Here is an 18,562-nt window from a genome sequence, read left to right as displayed (position 1 = left end):
TATTTACACCATGAACAGGTCTGATTACGCCCTTGGCTATGCCATGGCCCTCACCGGCGCCATGATGTTCAGTGCCAAGGCCATCTATGTGAAGCTCATTTACCGTGTGGAAGCCATCGACGCCATTTCCATGCTGGCGCTGCGGATGGCTTTTGCCCTCCCGTTTTACATCGCTACGGCCGTGTACCTGTACCGGCGTACAGACAATGTGAAACTGACCCCCATGCAATGGGGCTGGGTTGCGGCACTGGGGTTGCTGGGGTATTATATCAGCAGCCTGCTCGATTTTATGGGCCTGGCCTACATTTCTGCCGGCCTGGAGCGGCTCATCCTTTTCCTGTACCCCACTTTCGCCCTGCTCATAGGGGCAATGGCCTTCAAACGGAAGATTACCCGTACGCAGGCAATTGCGCTGGGTATCGCCTATGCCGGGATGCTGGTGGTTTTTGGAGGAGACGTGCGGCAGGACTGGAACCCGGGTATGATTACCGGGTGTTTGCTGGTGCTGGGGTGCGCGGTAACTTATGCTTTTTACATCGTAGGCGGAGGAGAGGTGATCCCGAAAGTGGGTTCCATGAAGTTCACGGCTTATGCGCTGTGCTTTGCTTCCATCGGCATATTTGCGCAATACTTCGTGACCCATGGGGCGGAGGTACGGCATTTCAGCGGTGAAACCTACTGGCTGTGCTTCCAGATGGCCATTGTGTCTACCGTTATTCCTACTTTCCTTACCAGTGAAGGCATCCGGAAGATAGGGCCGGGTAATACGGCGATTGTAACGAGTATCGGGCCGGTGGCAACAATTGTGCAGGCGTATATTTTTCTGGGAGAGCCGGTAACCTGGGAGCAGCTGGCGGGTACTGCGCTGGTGCTTACGGGGGTATTGATGATCGGGAGGAAGGGGAAATAAAAAAACGAGCGGTAGACTTACATCTTACCGCCCGTTCATGGCAAGCAAAAAAAGGGCATTACAAACAAATCTGTTTTTCCGTCATCATCTTCCGGAGATTGATCAGTCCGTACCGCATACGGCCGAGGGCGGTGTTGATGCTCACCTGGGTGAGGTCCGCTATCTCCTTGAAGCTGAGGTCCGCATAATGGCGGAGGATAATTACTTCGCGCTGTTCTTCGGGCAGGAGGTCGAGCATACGGCGCACGTTGTGGTGGCTTTGCCGCGTCATCATCGCCTCTTCGGCACTGGGCTCGCTGAAGTTCAGCACATTGAAAATATCTTTATCGTCGCCGGTTTTGATAACCGGGGTACGTTTTACTTTCCTGAAATGGTCTACACAAAGGTTGTGCGCGATGCGCATGGCCCAGGGTAAGAACTTCCCTTTCTCAGTATATCGCTCTGCACGGATGGTATCAATGATCTTGATGAAGGTGTCCTGAAAGATATCTTCAGCAAGGAAAGTGTCTTTAACGAGCAATACGATGGATGTGAAAAGCTTGTCCTTATGACGGTAAACCAACTCTTCCAGAGCGGAAGCATGGCCCTTTTTAAACAGCGTGATGAGTTGCTCATCGTTCAGCTTGTACATTACTTGCATATACGTCTACCAATAGCGGTTAGTAAATAGTACGGACTTAATCGTCAGTAGGTTGTTTAGTAGCGTAAAAGTTGAGCTATAATGTACTGTTTAAGTGATTGAATTTGTAACCGGGATTATCAGGTATAAGAAGTCGGTCAATGCAAATATAACGGAATAGTTGAATAAAACAACAAGCTTCCTGTAAAATAACCGTTAATGCGTACATTTGTAATCCTTATGTGCGCAAAAGTAAAATCCAAGGAAAAAACCGTTGAACGTGAACCAGTTATAGCTCCTGATCATATCTACATTAAAGGAGCGAGGGTGCATAATCTCAAAAATGTCAGCGTTTCCATTCCACGAAACCAACTCGTGGTAGTAACCGGCGTAAGCGGTTCGGGAAAGTCGAGCCTGACGATGGATACCCTCTATGCCGAAGGCCAGCGCCGCTACGCGGAAAGCCTCAGTGCATATGCCCGCCAGTTCCTCATGCGGATGAACAAGCCCGACGTGGATTACATCAAAGGCATCTGCCCCGCCATCGCCATCGAGCAAAAAGTGGTAACCCGCACCCCCCGCTCCACCGTAGGCTCCATGACAGAGATCTACGACTACCTGCGTCTCCTCTTTTCCCGCGCCGGCCAAACCTTTTCACCCGTATCAGGGCAACTCGTTAAGAAACATGAAGTGGCCGATGTGGTGGATTACATCTCCAAACTCCCGCACGGAGCCAAAGTTCAGATTCTGGTACCCTTCCGCCAGCATGCCAACCGCAAGCCGCTGGAAGAACTGAATATACTCATGCAGAAAGGCTTCTCCAGGCTCTATACCGGCGGCTCGCTCGTCAGGATAGAAGAACTCCTGGAACAGAAAGCCCCTGCCATCGCCCCCGAAACATACGTGCTCATCGACCGTATCGTGGTGAAGAATTTCGAAGAAGACGATAAGCACCGCATCGCCGACTCCGTTCAGACCTCTTTCTATGAAAGCGAAGGCGACTGTACCCTGGAAGTAGACGGTAAGCTGGGGCCCGTTTTCTCCAACCGCTTCGAGCTGGATGGCATCCAGTTCGAAGAACCCGTTCCCAACCTCTTTTCCTTCAACAACCCCTTCGGCGCATGCCCCTCCTGCGAAGGCTTCGGCCAGGTACTGGGTATCGACCGCGACCTCGTGATCCCCGACAAACGCCTCAGCGTTTTCGAAGGCGCCGTGGCTCCGTGGAGAGGAGAGAAGATGGGCGAGTATAAGGAAGCGCTCATCAAAGCCGCCCGCAAGTTCAACTTCCCGGTTCATAAACCGGTATCCGATTTAACGGATGAACAGGTGGAGCTGCTGTGGACCGGCAACGAGCACTTCTACGGTATCAACGAGTTCTTCAAAATGGTAGAGCAGAACCTCTACAAAGTACAATACCGCGTAATGCAGGCCCGTTACCGCGGCCGCACCATTTGCCCCACCTGCCATGGCGCCCGCCTCCGCAAGGAAGCCACCTACGTGAAAGTAGCGGGCGCAGGCATCTCCGAGCTGGTGGATATGCCCGTGGAAAAACTGAAAGTATGGTTCGATAACCTCGAACTTAGCGAATACCAGCAGCAGGTAGCCAAAAGGATCCTCATAGAGATCAACCACCGCCTCAAAACCCTCCTGGATGTAGGCCTTGGCTACCTCACGCTGAACCGCGTGGCCAACACCCTGTCCGGCGGTGAAAGCCAGCGTATCCAGCTCACCCGTACCCTCGGCAGTAACCTCACCAATTCCCTTTATATCCTCGACGAGCCCAGCATTGGACTGCATGCCCGTGATACCCACCGGCTCATCCGTGTGCTGCACGAACTGAGAGATCTCGGAAATACCGTGGTGGTGGTAGAACACGATGAGCAGATGATGGAGAAAGCCGATTACATCATCGACATGGGGCCGCTGGCCAGCCATCTCGGTGGAGAAGTCATCTTCGAAGGCACCTATCCCGCCATTCTGAAAGACGATAACAGTCTTACCGGTAAATACCTCAGCGGACAATACCGCATTGAGCCTCCCGCAAATGTCAGGAAGTGGAAGCGTTCCATTGTACTGGAAGGATGCCGGCAGAATAACCTGAAGAACGTGGATGCGGAGTTTCCCCTCGGCGTGTTTACCGTAGTGAGCGGCGTTTCCGGCTCAGGTAAAACCACGCTGGTGAAGCAGATACTCTACCCGGCGCTTATGAAGCTGAAAGGAGAGTTCACCGACCGTGTGGGCCAGCATCGCGTCATGAAGGGAGACCTGGATTACATCACGCAGATCGAGATGGTGGACCAGAACCCCATCGGTAAATCCAGCCGTTCCAACCCCGTAACCTACATCAAAGCATACGACGAAATCCGCGACCTCTTTGCAAAACAACCGCTGAGCAAAATGCGCGGCTTCCAGCCCAAACATTTCTCGTTTAACGTAGACGGCGGCCGCTGCGATACCTGTAAAGGCGAAGGCGAAGTGATTGTAGAAATGCAGTTCCTCGCAGATGTTCACCTCACCTGCGAAACCTGCGGTGGTAAACGTTTTAAAGACGAAGTACTCGAAGTTCAATACAAAGGCAAAAACATTTTCGATATCCTCGAACTGGGTGTAGACGAAGCCATCGAATTCTTCCGCGATGAGAAAGACGTGATCGCCAAGATCAAGCCGCTCAGCGATGTGGGATTGGGATACGTGAAGCTCGGCCAGTCCAGCGATACATTATCTGGTGGTGAGGCGCAGCGTGTGAAGCTGGCATCTTTCCTCGGCAAGGGGAAAGCGCAGGGCCACATCCTGTTCATCTTCGATGAGCCTACCACCGGCCTCCACTTCCATGATATCAAAAAGCTGCTGGATTCTTTCAACGCGCTGATTGATCAGGGGCATACCGTGCTGGTGATCGAGCATAACCTCGACGTAATCCGTTCGGCCGACTGGGTGATAGACCTTGGCCCCGAAGGCGGCGAAGGCGGAGGAACACTCCTCTATGCCGGAGTTCCCGACGGACTGAAGAAAGTTAAAGAAAGCTACACAGGGAAGTTCCTGTAAGCAATATCATATTCGTGAAAAGGCCGGTTGAATACTCAGCCGGCCTTTTGCGTTAATATCGTACCGAAATTGGGATATTCATCCTTCAGTCATCCTTCGGTGATCCTTCGGTCATCTTCAGTAAAATAGGGGCTTCACCGAAGGTTGACCGAAGGATCACTGAAGGATGGCCGGTAACTGATTGAAAAAGAATGACTTCTGAAATGCCCTTTCACAGCGGTAAAGCGGCGGTTCTGATGGTATATTGACGCATAAAAAAGCCCCGGTTTATAAGCCGGGGCACAATATCATAAGGGGCAGGATCAGCGGAGGCGGTCCAGCGATTTGATGAGTTTCTGGTCTTTATAGATCCCACGGGCGGCCAGGAACAGGAGTACGATCATGACCACGGGCAGGAATGCCGGGATGAGGTAAGAGCCGCGGAGGCTCACTGCCCCTTCGGCGCTCAGTTTCTGGGCACTTTCCTGTATTTTGAGATAGATAAGCGCGAGGATGCCTATGGAAAGGAGGATGTTCACGACAGTAAGGCGGAACTGCAGCTGGCGGTTCTTATAGAGAAAAATACAGCCAACAGAAAGGAGGATGCCTATGATCAGCACAATGAACACCATGTAGTTCGATGTAGCGTTAAACGTATCCACACCGGCAACGTTCCCTTTCGTGTAGGTTGCTTTCCAGAGATCGAAGCGGGCAACAGCGACGCCGGCCAGGGCGGCGAGGAGGAGATAAAGGCTTTGTATGCGTTGTATCATATTAAATACGAATGTTTAACAGGGTAAAAGTAAGCAATTTTAACCAACAATGGGGAGGCATTTCAAGCCCGTTCGGCGCGAAGTCCGTATATTGCAGCCCCAATTACAATCTTATATGGCCAAGAAACTGAACAAACAGGACGCGCTCGATTACCATGAAAAAGGGCGGCCTGGCAAAATCGAAGTCATCCCGACCAAAGACACCAAGACACAATGGGATCTTTCGCTCGCCTATTCCCCTGGCGTTGCGGAGCCTTGCAAAGAGATCGCGAGAGACGTGGAGAATGTTTACAAATACACCGCCAAAGGCAACCTCGTAGCCGTTATCAGTAACGGTACCGCAGTGCTCGGCCTCGGCGATATCGGCCCCGAAGCCGGTAAACCCGTGATGGAAGGGAAAGGGGTACTCTTCAAAATATTCGCCGATATCGACGTTTTTGACATAGAACTCAATACCAAGGATGTAGACGAATTCGTACGCGTGGTAAAAGCCATGGAGCCCACCTTCGGAGGCATCAACCTCGAAGATATCAAAAGCCCCGAGTGCTTCGCCATCGAAGACCGCCTGAAAAAGGAACTGAAGATCCCCATCATGCACGACGATCAGCACGGTACCGCTATCATCTCCAGCGCCGCCCTGCTCAATGCACTTGAACTCGTACGGAAGAAAATCGATAAAGTGAAGTTTGTGGTGAACGGCGCAGGCGCCGCCGCCATGGCCTGCGTACGCCTGTACGTATCCCTTGGTGCAAAGCCCGAGAACTTCATCATGTTCGATAAAGACGGGGTGCTCAACAAGCAAAGGGTAGACCTCGACGAAATGAAACAGGTATTTGCCACCAGCTCCAAAGCCACCACCCTCACAGAAGCCCTCAAGGGGGCAGACGTGTTTGTAGGCCTCAGCGTGGGCAATGTGGTAACCGAGGATATGGTGAAAAGCATGGCCAAGAACCCCATCGTTTTCGCCATGGCTAACCCCGATCCGGAGATCGCCTACGAAGTAGCTATCGGTGCAAGGAAAGATGTGATCATGGCCACCGGCCGGTCCGACTATCCCAACCAGGTAAACAACGTACTGGGCTTCCCCTACATCTTCCGCGGTGCGCTGGACGTGCGCGCCACGCAGATCAATGAAGCCATGAAACTGGCTGCGGTACATGCTTTGGCTGACCTCGCCAAATCACCAGTTCCCGATATCGTAAACCTGGCCTACAACGAGCGCAACCTCGTATTCGGCCCCACCTATATCATTCCCAAACCCCTGGACCCGCGGCTGCTCAGCACTGTAGCCCCCGCAGTGGCGAAAGCTGCCATGGAAAGCGGCGTGGCACAGGCCGGTATTACCGACTGGGAAGCCTACGGCGTAGAACTGAATAACCGCCTCGGCCTCGATAACCAGCTGTTCCGCGTAATCGGTTCCAAAGCAAGGAAAGACCCCCGCCGTGTAGTGTTTGCGGAAGCAGATAATATCAAGATCCTGAAATCGGCACAGGTAGTGAATGACGAGAATATCGCCATTCCCATACTGCTGGGTAACGAAAAGCGCATCCGTCAGCTCATGGAAGAAAACTCCATCGAGATCGATGATGTGATCATCGTAGACCCGAAGAGCGATGAGATGGCAGATAAGCGTCATCACTTCGGTGAGCTTTTCTTCAAAAAACGGCAGCGTAAAGGCCTCAACCTTTATGAAGCAAAGAAGATCATGCGCGAGCGTAACTACTTCGGTTGTATGATGGTGGAAACCGGTGAAGCAGATGCACTCATTTCCGGCCTTACCCGTAAATATCCCGATACCATCCGCCCTGCCCTGCAGGTGATAGGTATGGAAGATGGTGTGAAGCGTGTGGCAGGTATGTATATCATCCAAACCAAGCGCGGCCCTATTTTCCTCGCGGATACTACGGTGAACTTAAATCCCACAGCAGAAGAGCTGGCGGAGATCACGCTGATGGTAGCCAAGGAAGTGAAGCAGTTCAACATCACTCCGCGTATTGCGATGGTGTCGTATTCCAACTTCGGCTCCAGCCAAACCCCGGAAGCAATTCTGATGAGCCGTGCGCGGGAGATCGTGAAGCAACGGGAACCGACGCTTACCGTAGATGGTGAGATCCAGGCGGCTATGGCTTTCAACAAAAGCGTACTGAAAGAAAATTACCCCTTCTCCGAACTGATCGGTGAAGATGTGAATACCCTCATCTTCCCCAACCTGGCAGCGGGTAACGTGGCGTACAACCTGCTGCAGGGCGTAGCCGGCTTCGATGCCATCGGGCCTATCCTGCTGGGTATGAAGAAACCGGTGCACATCCTTCAGCTGGGCTCTACCGTGAGGCAGATCGTGAACATGGTGCTGATCGCAGTGGTAGACGCACAAACGAAGTGCTGCAAAATGGAAGACGATAAAAAAGGTAAGAAGAAATAAAAGCGAAAGCGGGCCAATCGGTCCGCTTTTTTTATTTTACTTTTCGTCTTCTTACCTTACACCCGAATCATTACCGGTATTGCTGATATGAAGAAATTACTGTTCATACTGATGTTCGTGGCTGCTGCCTTTAGCGCCTCCGCACAGGAATCCGCCAAAACGATTAAGATCCGTATCCTCATCAGCCTCAATGGCGCTTCCCGGGCAGGTATGAGCGCGGTAAAACAGATGCTGGTGCAATATCAGAAAGCTTACCCTTCCGTGGATACCGCCGTCTGGACCCGCATCGCCGGCTATTACAATGAAAAAGACCTCACCAACCTCCTCGTTCCCATTTACGAACGCCATTTCTCCGAAACAGAAGTAGACGGGATGATTGATTTCTATAAGTCGCCCGCCGGCAAAAAGATGGTGGAAAAACTGCCCCTGTTCACCAGCGAATCGCAGGCCGCAGGCAAAATCTGGGGCGAGCATATTGCCGCTAAAATCCAGAAAGACATAGAGGCCGCATCGAAATAGGCCCGCAAAACCGGATAATTCGTAATTTCCGGCATGCAATCCATCTCCCGCAAAAAGATATTTTTCCCCCTCAACCCCGCTTTCCGGAACTATCTGAAAGCGTACGAGCGGGAAATTAAGCTGCCGGTAACGTATGAAGAGCTGAAGTATTACGAATACGGCATTCCGGTATACGATAAGGAGGGTAAAGATACCCTCTGGGAGTCGGTTTTGTACCCGCAAAGCATGACGCCTTCCCTGCACGCCGGGCTGAAGCGTATCTATTCCATCCTGAAAGCCGGTGGCGATCAGGCGGCGGAAGAGCACCTTCACATAGAGCGGATCGATTACTGCACCTTCGGGAATTCCCATCCTTTCCGCATCAAGATCGTCAACAATTACAATGAGGTTTACGATTATTTCTATATCAAGATAGCCGATGCTTCCCGCATTTACGGCCTGGAGCTGGAGCATATCCTTTCCCCTTACTGGATGAACTTCCTCGTAGATGGTAATACCCTGGTGGAAGAACATATCGCCGGTGTGCCGGGAGATCAGTTTGCCAAAGACTGGCTGCACCGGCCGGAGTTTAACCCCCGGCGTATCGCCAAAGAGTTCGTGAAATTCAATGAGCGCTGCTTTGTGCGGCTGCTGGGCGATATGCGGTCGTACAACTTCATTTTCGACATCACCCCCGATTTCGACGACGTGCAGTTCCGCATCCGCGCCATTGACTTCGACCAGCAGTTTTACGAAGGGAAGAAAACCCTTTACATGCCGCAGTTCTTCAAGGAAAACCGGGTGTTTGTAGAGCTGGCCATGAAGCACCTCAACGCTGAAGTGGTGAAGCAGTACCAGCAGGAAGAGCGGTCGCTCATTGCCCGGAGGATAAAAGTACAGCGCCACCGGATAAAAGACCTGCGGGATGTGATCATGAACGACCGTGTATCGTTCCCCGGGAAAATCAAACAGTTAGGGGAAGAGCTGGCCGAGCATTACCATGATAAAGTATTTGCCCGCTGTACCACCATGGGCGAAATTATCGAGCGCAGCCTCAAGCGGTTGCTGGTAGGCAGTTTGCGATAATAGGACGAAACAATTCATTTTCCCGTTATCTTTGACAAGTTATGGAGTTCAGGTTTTTTTACCATTTCGGCAGATTCTTGCTGATGTTGACAGGAATGTTTTCCCGCCCGGAAAACTTCAGGATGTACTGGAAGGAGTTTATGAAACAGTGTGTGGATATCGGGATCGGCTCCCTGGGCATCGTAGCTGTTATTTCCACTTTCCTTGGTGCCGTTACCACGGTACAAACTGCTTACCAGCTGACGAGTTCGCTCATCCCCAAATCTACCATTGCGATGGTGGTGCGCGATACGATGATCATTGAACTGGCGCCTACCCTGATATGTATCGTACTGGGCGGGGTTGTAGGTTCCAAGATCGCGTCGGAGCTGGGGAATATGCGTATATCCGAACAGATCGATGCGCAGGAAATCATGGGTATCAATACCAAAGCATACCTCATAGGCCCTAAAATTCTGGCGGCATTACTGACGATCCCCGCACTGGTGGTGATCGCAGCATTTCTGGGGATCTTCGGCGGACTGGAAGCAGGTAAGCTGAGCGGCATCCTGTCGCACGAGCAGTTCATGGAAGGCCTCCGCGGACAGTTCGACGGGTACAACGTATTCTTCGCCCTCAGCAAATCCTACACATACGCATTCATCATCTCCAGCGTTCCTGCTTATTACGGATACCATGTGCAGGGCGGTGCCCTGGAGATCGGTAAAGCAAGCACCACCGCCGTGGTAGTAAGCTGTGTGATGATCCTTTTTGCTGACTATGCCCTCGCTGCCATACTCCTGTAACCCTCAAACTGAGAAGAACGATCTATGATAGAACTGAAAAATATCCGCAAAAGCTTTGGAGAAAAGGAGATTCTGAAAGATGTGTCGGCCACCATGGAGGCAGGTAAAACCAACCTCATCATCGGCGCCAGCGGCAGCGGAAAAACGGTACTCATGAAATGCATGGTAGGCCTCATCCCTGTCGATAGCGGGCAGGTACTCTATAACGGTGAGGACTTTACCGCCATGGACGATAAGGAGAAAAAGCCCATCCGCCAGGCCATCGGCATGCTGTTCCAGGGCTCCGCCCTTTTCGATTCCATGACCGTTGAGCAAAACATCCTCTTCCCCCTCGATATGTTTTCCACCATGAGCTATAAGGAGAAACGTAAACGGGTACAGGAATGCCTGGACAGGGTGGAGCTGAAAGACGCGAATAAAAAGTATCCCGCCGAGATCAGTGGCGGGATGAAAAAGCGTGTGGGCATTGCCCGCGCCATCGTCCTGAACCCTAAATACCTCTTTGTAGACGAGCCTAACTCAGGGCTTGATCCGCAAACCTCCCTCGTAATCGATAAACTCATCAAGGATATTACCGTCGACTACAACATTACCACCGTGGTAAACACTCACGATATGAACACCGTTATGGAAAGCGGGGATCATATCATTTACATGCACCAGGGCAAAAAACAGTGGGAAGGCAGTAATGAAGACATCATATTCAGTGAAGACAAACTGCTGAACGACTTTATTTTTGCATCCGAGTTCTTCCAGGATATTAAGGAAATGCGGAAAATGGAGATGTTCCGGGATAAGAAGTGGCGTTCCAAAGGGGGAGAGGCGCCAACAAATAGTTAATATTCCTCAACTAAAAAGCCTTTCCTTTACTTTTTAGCCATTATCCGTTATTTTTGCCCCACCTTATCTAAAAAAAATAAATAAACCAAGCGCGATGAGTGTTTTAGTTAATAAGCATAGCAAAGTGATTGTGCAGGGATTCACCGGTACCGAAGGTACTTTCCACGCCACACAAATGATTGAATACGGCACCAACGTGGTAGGTGGCGTAACCCCTGGTAAAGGGGGAAGCTCCCACCTGGAGCGCCCTGTGTTCAATACCGTGGCAGACGCGGTGAACGCTACCGGAGCGGATGTATCCATCATCTTCGTTCCCCCGGCATTTGCAGCAGATGCTATTATGGAAGCTGCTGACGCAGGTATAGCCCTGGTGGTTTGTATCACCGAAGGTATTCCCGTACAGGACATGGTGAAAGCCAAGAACTACCTCAAATCGCATAATACTCGCCTGATCGGACCTAACTGCCCCGGCGTTATCTCCGCAGAAGAAGCCAAAGTAGGCATCATGCCCGGCTTCATCTTCAAAAAAGGTAAAGTAGGCATCGTTTCCAAATCCGGTACCCTCACCTACGAAGCTGCCGACCAGGTAGTGAAAGCAGGTCTCGGTGTATCTACCGCTATCGGTATCGGTGGCGACCCCATCATCGGCACCACCACCCGCGAAGCGGTTGAACTGCTGATGAACGATCCCGGAACCGAAGCCATCATCATGATCGGTGAAATCGGTGGCTCCATGGAAGCAGAAGCTGCTGAATGGATCAAGGCTAACCCCCGCAAACCAGTTGTAGGCTTCATCGCTGGCCAGACTGCGCCTCCCGGCCGCCGTATGGGCCACGCCGGTGCCATCATCGGTGGTGCAGACGATACTGCTGCTGCTAAAATGAAGATCATGCGCGCCTGCGGCGTTCATGTGGTAGACAGCCCGGCTGATATCGGAAAACGTATGGCAGAAGTGCTGAAAGGCGTTCCCGCTTAATCTTTAAGATTATCATCACAAGATATATCCCCGTTTCGGTACTCCCGGAACGGGGATTCTTTTTGCCCTTACCTTTGCAGCGGATTTATGGAAACAGTTGATTACATATTAGTAGGCCAGGGGGTGGCCGGTACCCACCTTGGCTGGGAGATGCAGCAGGCAGGGCTGAAGATCGCCGTGTTTGACGATGGCAGGGCAGATGCCGCTTCCCGGCTGGCAGCAGGGATCATCAATCCCTTATCAGGCCGGAAGTTCGAAGTATCCTGGTTATACGATATGATTTACCCGATGGCGGCAGAAACATACCGGGCTATGGAAGCAGCCATGGGCATTTCCGTGTTTACGGAGCGCGATATCTGGAACGTATGGCCCTCAGAACAGATGCGCGATGCTTTTGCGGAATACCCCTCGCCTTACAGTGAAAGTCCCGCCGCGCCGAGGTATGAAGGATTTCTCAAAGCCCCCTTTGGCGCAGGGATCGTTAAAGGCGCTAACGTTGACCTGGCCACGCTGCTGCCCGCATGGGCCGGCCATATCGGTACGCGCCGCGAAACACTGGACCCCTCAGCGATCAACATTACCGATAAAGGCGTGGAATACAAAGATTTACAGGCTAAGGCCGTCATCTTTTGCGAAGGCGTAGCATCCCCGAAAAACCCCTGGTTCGGCAAACTGAAATTCCATCCCAATAAAGGGGAAGCCCTCATCATCCGCCTCCCTTTCGATACCAAGGATATCATCAAGAAAGGCGTAACGCTGGTGCCTATGGGGGATCAGACCTTCTGGGCGGGCGCCACATTCGTATGGGATTACAATAACGTGGAACCCACAGCCGAAGCCCGTGCCCAGATAGAATCGCAGCTGGAACAACTGTTGCAGGTGCCTTATGATGTACTGAGCCACAGGGCAGCGGTGCGCCCCGCAGGGCCAGACAGAAGGCCCATGGCCGGCCTGCATCCGCGGATCCCGCAGATAGGGATTTTCAATGGCATGGGTTCCAAAGGCTGCTCCCTCGCCCCGTGGGCCGCCCGGAAATTTGTGGGCAACCTCCTGAAGGGAGAAAGCATACCGCCGGAAATAGACATTAAACGCTTTTTTAATGCCTTGCGGTAGCAATTCCCGTGGGCTTTCTTATCTTTGACCTCCTTTATTTAAAAGAACAGCAAACAATGTACAGATCGCATACATGTGGAGAATTGCGCATGGAACATGCTGGCCAGCCGGTAACCCTGGCCGGTTGGGTACAAACCGTCCGCAAGTTTGGTAGTATTACTTTCGTAGACCTGCGCGACCGTTACGGCATCACGCAGCTCCTGCTTGGCGAATCCCTTAACGCTCAGCTCGATCAGCAGCCCCTGGGCCGCGAATTCGTGGTTCAGGTGAAAGGCACCGTTACCGAACGCACCGCTAAAAATAAAAACATCCCCACCGGAGATATCGAAATCACCGTATCGGAGTTTTCCGTGCTCAACGGTTCCAAAACGCCCCCCTTCACCATCCAGGATGATACCGATGGCGGCGATGAACTGCGCATGAAATACCGCTACCTCGACCTCCGCAGGAATATCGTAAAACAAAACCTGGACCTCCGCTACAAGGTGAACCGCGCCGTGCGCAATTACCTCGACAGCCGGAATTTCATGGAAATTGAAACGCCTTATCTCATTAAGTCTACCCCCGAAGGAGCGCGCGACTTTGTGGTACCCAGCCGTATGAACCCCAACCAGTTCTACGCCCTGCCCCAATCGCCCCAAACCTTCAAACAACTGCTCATGGTGAGCGGGTACGACCGGTACTACCAGATCGTGAAGTGCTTCCGGGATGAAGACCTCCGTGCAGACAGGCAGCCCGAGTTCACCCAGATCGACTGTGAAATGAGCTTCGTGGATCAGGAAGATGTGCTGAACAACTTCGAGGACATGACCAAACACGTGTTCCGCGAAATCAAAGGCATCGAGTTCAACGAACCATTCCCCCGCATGACCTGGGACGATGCCATGAAATACTACGGTAACGATAAGCCCGATATCCGTTTCGAAATGAAACTGGTAGATCTTGGTGAAACCGGCCGTGGTAACGGATTCAAAGTATTCGACGATGCAGAACTGGTAGTGGGTATCAACGTAACAGGATGCTCCGAGTACACCCGTAAACAAACCGATGAGCTGACCGACTGGGTGAAACGCCCGCAGATCGGTATGAACGGTCTCGTATATGTGAAACACAATGCCGACGGTTCCCTCAAATCATCTGTAGATAAATTCTTTAACGAGCAGGCCCTTAAACTGATCGCTGATCAGTGTCAGAGCCAACCGGGCGACCTCATCCTCATCCTCGCAGGTAAGGAAGAGCGTACCCGTAAGGCTATGAGCGAGCTGCGCCTCGAAATGGGCGAGCGCCTCGGCCTCCGCGACAAGAACGTGTATAAGCCACTCTGGGTGATCGACTTCCCGCTGTTCGAATACGCGGAAGAAGAAAACCGCTGGGTAGCGCGCCACCACCCGTTCACCGCTCCCAAGCCTGAACATATTCACCTGATGGACGATCTTTCGCAATACGCGAAAATCAAAGCCAACGCATACGATATCGTACTGAACGGTACTGAGATCGGCGGCGGCTCCATCCGTATCTTCCAGCGCGACCTGCAGGAGAAAATGTTCTCCGCACTGGGTATGACGAAGGAAGAAGCAGATCATAAGTTCGGCTTCCTGCTGGGTGCATTCGAATACGGAGCACCTCCGCACGGTGGTATCGCTTTCGGGTTCGACCGCTTCTGCTCCCTGCTGGGCGGCAGCGAAACCATCCGCGACTTTATCGCCTTCCCGAAAAACAACTCCGGCCGTGATGTGATGCTCGATGCGCCTGCTGCCATCGATCAGGTGCAACTGGATGAGCTGGCGCTGTCGCTCGTGAAGAAGTAATCATTGAATTAACAGCATTTACCTAATGAAAGCCATACCCGCACAGGGTATGGCTTCTCTTTTCAGCATACAGAAAATGGATACGACATTACAAACTATTGCCGCCATACAACAGCTGGACCTGCAGGACGAAGGGATATTTCAGCTGAAGATCAACTTTGAAGACGAAACCATCGCCATCACCTTCGCCGTGTACGACGAAGCTTCCGATGAAGACAGATTATACCCGTTTGTGTTCGACCAAACTGCTGACCTCCAGATGGATATGGACCTGCGGGCATTTTATAACATGCAGATAGAGACTAATGATGTAGCCGTACTGGACGACGGGCGTTACTGGCTGAAGATGGTGTTGTACCAGGGGCACGGGCTCCGGACCGGGCATCTCAACTTCACTTTTGCCGCCTGCGCACAGGACGAAAACTAAGCCGGATGAGAATATAGTACAGATGATATGTTAATTTGATATTAGAATAGTCATGAATTATAACATATTAACATATCACTTACATATAATCTTTGAGAAAGGCGTAATATTGCCGGGTGAACAGGATCATTGTGCAGATGGGTTCATCTAATAGAATCGCATGTTTTTATCCAAGAAAAGACTGTTGCTCGGCGGATTGCTGATTACCACTCTTTCCGCCTCCGCGCAGCGCACCCCCAAAAAGTATCTCGAGCAATTTACCCCCGTTGCTGTTAATCTTTCCCAGGAAACCGGAGTGCCGGCCAGTGTCATCCTCGGCATCGCCATGCTGGAATCAGGGATGGGCACCAGCAAGAACGCCCGTTTGCTGAAAAATCACTTTGGTATCGTCGGGAAAAACAACCTGGCAAAACGCGGCCTTACCTACCGCAGCATGTACCGCGAATACACCACAGACACTGCTTCTTACCGTCATTTCACCAAAGTAATCATGAAGAAGAAATGGTTCACCACCATGAAAGGGAATGACGATTACGATCAGTGGCTCAACAAGCTGATCCGATCCGGATATTCTACCGCAGGACAGGTTTGGGTGAGCAGGGTCCGGTCCATGATAAAAAAATACAAATTATACGAACTGGATGATGCAATGAATCTCGCAAAACGATAGATTTGCGCTGATTTCAGCGGGAAGACCGCTTTTTTCGAATATGCCGACTTATGTCTTCCGGAAATAAACATCCCTATCCGCTCCTTATTACGATAGGCGCTATCGTAGGCCTGTCCGTCGTTTCAGCGCTTAAGCCTGCTGTTAACATCGGCGGGTACGAACTTCGTCCGCTCGACGTTTATGCAGACCTGCGTACGCCCGGCCCCGTTAGCATACCCGATACGGTATTGCTGGCCGCGGCCGATACAGCACAGGGTGCCGATTCATTGAAAAAGAATCCCCTGCCGGCCAGAGATTTTCTGACCTACAGCGGAATCCTCGATTACGGATACACGACGGGCCCCCAGGGCGCAGGCATGCACCACTTCATGGAAGCCCTGCGCCAGCTGCGCACCGGCTCCCGTAAGAAAGTACGCATCGCGTATTTCGGGGATTCCATGATCGAGGGCGACCTCATCACCCAGGATCTCCGCGACAGTCTCCAATCCTTCTTCGGAGGCGAAGGCGTTGGCTTTGTGCCGGCCACTTCCGTTGTATCAGGATTCAGGACCACTATTACCCACAGCTTTTCTCCCAACTGGACCGACTACCATTTCAAGAACTCCCCGCCCGCAGGCGTGGAACTCGGCATTTCAGGGCACGCCTTCGTACCCTCTCCCGAAAGCTGGGTCCGCTTTCAGCCTGTAAGGCATAAGCGGCTTGACGAGTTTGGAGAAGTAAGCCTGCTCTTCGGCAAAGGCGCGGGACAGGTACGCATCAACGATCGTCCTGCCACCCTCGAAGGCATTGGTAAACTCAATGCCTATTCGTTCCATGCCGATTCTTCCACACGCTCACTCACTTTCAAATTCTCCGGCGACCGGCCTCTGCCTTTGTATGGCGTGTGTTTCGAAAGCCGGGAAGGCATCTTCCTCGATAACTATTCGTTCCGTGGCATCAGCGGCATTGAACTGGGAAAGCTCAGCAGCGACATGCTGAAACAGGTACAAACCGTTCGGCCATATGACCTGATTGTACTCCATTATGGCGCCAACGTATTGTTTAAACCGGAGAATACCCGGTTCGACTGGTATGAGCGGCCTATGGAAAAAGTAGTGGATTCCCTTCGCAAGCACTTCCCGCAGTCGAGCTTCCTCATTGTGGGCACAGCGGATAAGTCTTACCGGAAAGACGGGCGTTACGTAACCGCTCCCGGCGTAAAGGCGCTGCTGAAAGTGCAGCACCAGTTTGCAGAAGAGAAAGGACTGGCGTATTGGAACCTGTATTCCGCCATGGGCGGAGACGGGGCTATGGCGCGCTGGGTAGAAGGGGAGCAGGCGCTGGCCAATAAAGATTATACACACTTCAATTTCCGCGGGGCCTCTAAAGTAGGTGCCCTGTTGTATAAAGCGATCATGGATGAATATCAGCACGATGCTATGTAGGCGGGCGATCGCAGTGATGCTGTTAACCGGCAGCTGGATGGGCACTTCGGCCCAGAAGCTGCTCAATGATACCGGCTTGTACCCTGTGTACGAAGCCATGGATACCAGCACAAACGCGGTATCCGTACTTCACCTCGGAGATTCTCACGTGCAGGGAGGCTTCTTCCCGGATGCCGTGCGCAAGGAACTGCAGGATAAATTCGGATACGCAGGAAGGGGATTTGTATTTCCTTATAACCTTGCCGGTACTAACGGACCGCACGATTATCGTTGGAGCAGCTTCTTCCGCTGGACCAGCGATCGGATGGTAGACCGTAACCTCAGCGAATCACCCGGGCCCGGTGGAATTGTGCTGAAAAGCCCGCAGGATCGTCAGGCAGCATTGCTGGTTTATCATAACGATAGTACAATCGGTAAGCTAAAAGTATGGTACCGTGGGAAAGGATTACCTGAAATACGCCCCACGGAAAATGAGCGGCAGGATGTAAATGAAAGCATCGTTTACGAAGGCAATAGTAATCTGCCTGTTCAGGAAGCGATTATCCTTGCAGGAAGTGGCATGAGGACTTTGTCGATCACCTTCCCGGATATCAGCCGGATGTATGGAGCTTTAGAAGTTCGTGACGCAAAAGGGATCTTGTACAGTGCTATTGGAATCAACGGGGCTCAATTCCAGCATTATAACATTTTTGAAGGCAGCGTGGCTGGTGAGGCAGCAATTATGACGAAGCCGTCTCTGGTGATTTTGTCATTGGGGACCAATGAAGCTTTTGGCGCTGTTACACCGGATCAGTTGAAAGCAGAAATGGAGAAAACGGTAGTAGTAATTCGTGAACAAGCACCAGGGGTACAATTCATTTTCACCACACCGCCATCCGGTATGATGAAGAAAAGGCAGGTAGCTTACCGCCCTAAAGGTTCCAAACGCACGAAGTACCGCACTAAATTTACTGCGGTTCCACAGGCAGCTGTACTCCGCCAGGCTATCATGGAGTTCTGCCGTGAAAATGGCCACGCCTGCTGGGATCTCTTTGGTGATATGCGGAACGACAGCCGTTTCAACCGCGCCTGGAGCCATGATCATGTACATTTCAATGCCTACGGCTATCAGCTGCAGGGCGAATTACTGGGCAAAGCTATTCTCAACGGATATAATAACTGGCAACAAAACATACGGAAAAACTGAC

The 18,562-nt window shown here is 51.9% G+C and carries 16 protein-coding genes; 14 read left to right on the top strand and 2 right to left on the bottom strand.

Annotation, left to right across the window (positions count from 1 at the left end):
• Nucleotides 1-10: 10 nt before the first annotated feature.
• Nucleotides 11-910: a DMT family transporter gene (locus DEV76_RS02380; protein ID WP_109694713.1), complete on the top strand. Its 900-nt coding sequence runs from the start codon at nucleotides 11-13 to the stop codon at nucleotides 908-910.
• 58 nt (nucleotides 911-968) lie between these two features.
• On the opposite strand, the gene DEV76_RS02375 is transcribed toward DEV76_RS02380, so the two are convergent.
• Complete coding sequence (locus DEV76_RS02375) at nucleotides 969-1,550, bottom strand: RNA polymerase sigma factor (RefSeq protein ID WP_198651916.1); 582 nt, start codon at nucleotides 1,548-1,550, stop codon at nucleotides 969-971.
• Nucleotides 1,551-1,748: 198 nt separating this feature from the next.
• Here DEV76_RS02375 and uvrA point away from each other — a divergent pair, with 198 nt between their 5' ends.
• Nucleotides 1,749-4,574 (top strand): excinuclease ABC subunit UvrA, encoded by a 2,826-nt coding sequence (gene uvrA, locus DEV76_RS02370; protein ID WP_232826854.1) that lies wholly within the window; start codon nucleotides 1,749-1,751, stop codon nucleotides 4,572-4,574.
• Nucleotides 4,575-4,876: 302 nt separating this feature from the next.
• Here uvrA and DEV76_RS02365 read toward each other — a convergent pair whose 3' ends face one another.
• On the bottom strand, nucleotides 4,877-5,326 hold the full coding sequence (locus DEV76_RS02365; RefSeq protein WP_109694707.1) for a DUF4293 domain-containing protein: 450 nt from the start codon (nucleotides 5,324-5,326) through the stop codon (nucleotides 4,877-4,879).
• A 115-nt stretch (nucleotides 5,327-5,441) separates the two neighbouring features.
• Between DEV76_RS02365 and DEV76_RS02360 the strand changes: the two genes are divergently transcribed.
• The 12 genes from DEV76_RS02360 to DEV76_RS02305 all read left to right on the top strand — a co-directional run bounded on the left by DEV76_RS02360 (nucleotide 5,442) and on the right by DEV76_RS02305 (nucleotide 18,561).
• Nucleotides 5,442-7,748, top strand: a complete 2,307-nt coding sequence (locus DEV76_RS02360; RefSeq protein WP_109694705.1) for an NADP-dependent malic enzyme — start codon at nucleotides 5,442-5,444, stop codon at nucleotides 7,746-7,748.
• Nucleotides 7,749-7,835: 87 nt separating this feature from the next.
• On the top strand, nucleotides 7,836-8,267 hold the full coding sequence (locus DEV76_RS02355; RefSeq protein WP_109694703.1) for a DUF2059 domain-containing protein: 432 nt from the start codon (nucleotides 7,836-7,838) through the stop codon (nucleotides 8,265-8,267).
• 33 nt (nucleotides 8,268-8,300) lie between these two features.
• Entirely contained in the window at nucleotides 8,301-9,332 is a 1,032-nt protein-coding gene (locus tag DEV76_RS02350) for a hypothetical protein (RefSeq protein ID WP_109694701.1), read from the top strand.
• An 83-nt stretch (nucleotides 9,333-9,415) separates the two neighbouring features.
• Nucleotides 9,416-10,117 (top strand): MlaE family ABC transporter permease, encoded by a 702-nt coding sequence (locus DEV76_RS02345; protein ID WP_232826853.1) that lies wholly within the window; start codon nucleotides 9,416-9,418, stop codon nucleotides 10,115-10,117.
• Between the two features lie 24 nt (nucleotides 10,118-10,141).
• Nucleotides 10,142-10,957, top strand: a complete 816-nt coding sequence (locus DEV76_RS02340) for an ABC transporter ATP-binding protein (protein ID WP_109694697.1) — start codon at nucleotides 10,142-10,144, stop codon at nucleotides 10,955-10,957.
• 94 nt (nucleotides 10,958-11,051) lie between these two features.
• Nucleotides 11,052-11,933, top strand: a complete 882-nt coding sequence (gene sucD, locus DEV76_RS02335) for a succinate--CoA ligase subunit alpha (protein ID WP_109694695.1) — start codon at nucleotides 11,052-11,054, stop codon at nucleotides 11,931-11,933.
• Nucleotides 11,934-12,020: 87 nt separating this feature from the next.
• Entirely contained in the window at nucleotides 12,021-13,046 is a 1,026-nt protein-coding gene (locus DEV76_RS02330) for an NAD(P)/FAD-dependent oxidoreductase (RefSeq protein ID WP_109694693.1), read from the top strand.
• Nucleotides 13,047-13,102: 56 nt separating this feature from the next.
• Nucleotides 13,103-14,854 carry an aspartate--tRNA ligase gene (aspS, locus tag DEV76_RS02325; RefSeq protein WP_109694691.1) on the top strand — a complete coding sequence of 584 codons (1,752 nt, stop codon included), beginning with the start codon at nucleotides 13,103-13,105 and terminating at the stop codon, nucleotides 14,852-14,854.
• Nucleotides 14,855-14,879: 25 nt separating this feature from the next.
• Entirely contained in the window at nucleotides 14,880-15,281 is a 402-nt protein-coding gene (locus tag DEV76_RS02320; protein ID WP_109694689.1) for a hypothetical protein, read from the top strand.
• 160 nt (nucleotides 15,282-15,441) lie between these two features.
• On the top strand, nucleotides 15,442-15,951 hold the full coding sequence (locus DEV76_RS02315; RefSeq protein WP_109694687.1) for a glucosaminidase domain-containing protein: 510 nt from the start codon (nucleotides 15,442-15,444) through the stop codon (nucleotides 15,949-15,951).
• A 50-nt stretch (nucleotides 15,952-16,001) separates the two neighbouring features.
• Nucleotides 16,002-17,375 (top strand): SGNH/GDSL hydrolase family protein, encoded by a 1,374-nt coding sequence (locus DEV76_RS02310; RefSeq protein ID WP_109694685.1) that lies wholly within the window; start codon nucleotides 16,002-16,004, stop codon nucleotides 17,373-17,375.
• Nucleotides 17,365-18,561 (top strand): GDSL-type esterase/lipase family protein, encoded by a 1,197-nt coding sequence (locus DEV76_RS02305; RefSeq protein WP_198651915.1) that lies wholly within the window; start codon nucleotides 17,365-17,367, stop codon nucleotides 18,559-18,561. Before DEV76_RS02310 ends, DEV76_RS02305 begins: the two co-directional genes overlap by 11 nt.
• The last annotated feature ends 1 nt before the right edge of the window (nucleotide 18,562 follow it).

The sequence above is a fragment of the Chitinophaga deserti genome, from assembly GCF_003149455.1.
GTDB lineage: Bacteria > Bacteroidota > Bacteroidia > Chitinophagales > Chitinophagaceae > Chitinophaga > Chitinophaga deserti.
The sequence above is the reverse complement of the archived record's forward strand: the minus strand, read 5'-3'. Positions and strand labels throughout refer to the sequence as shown.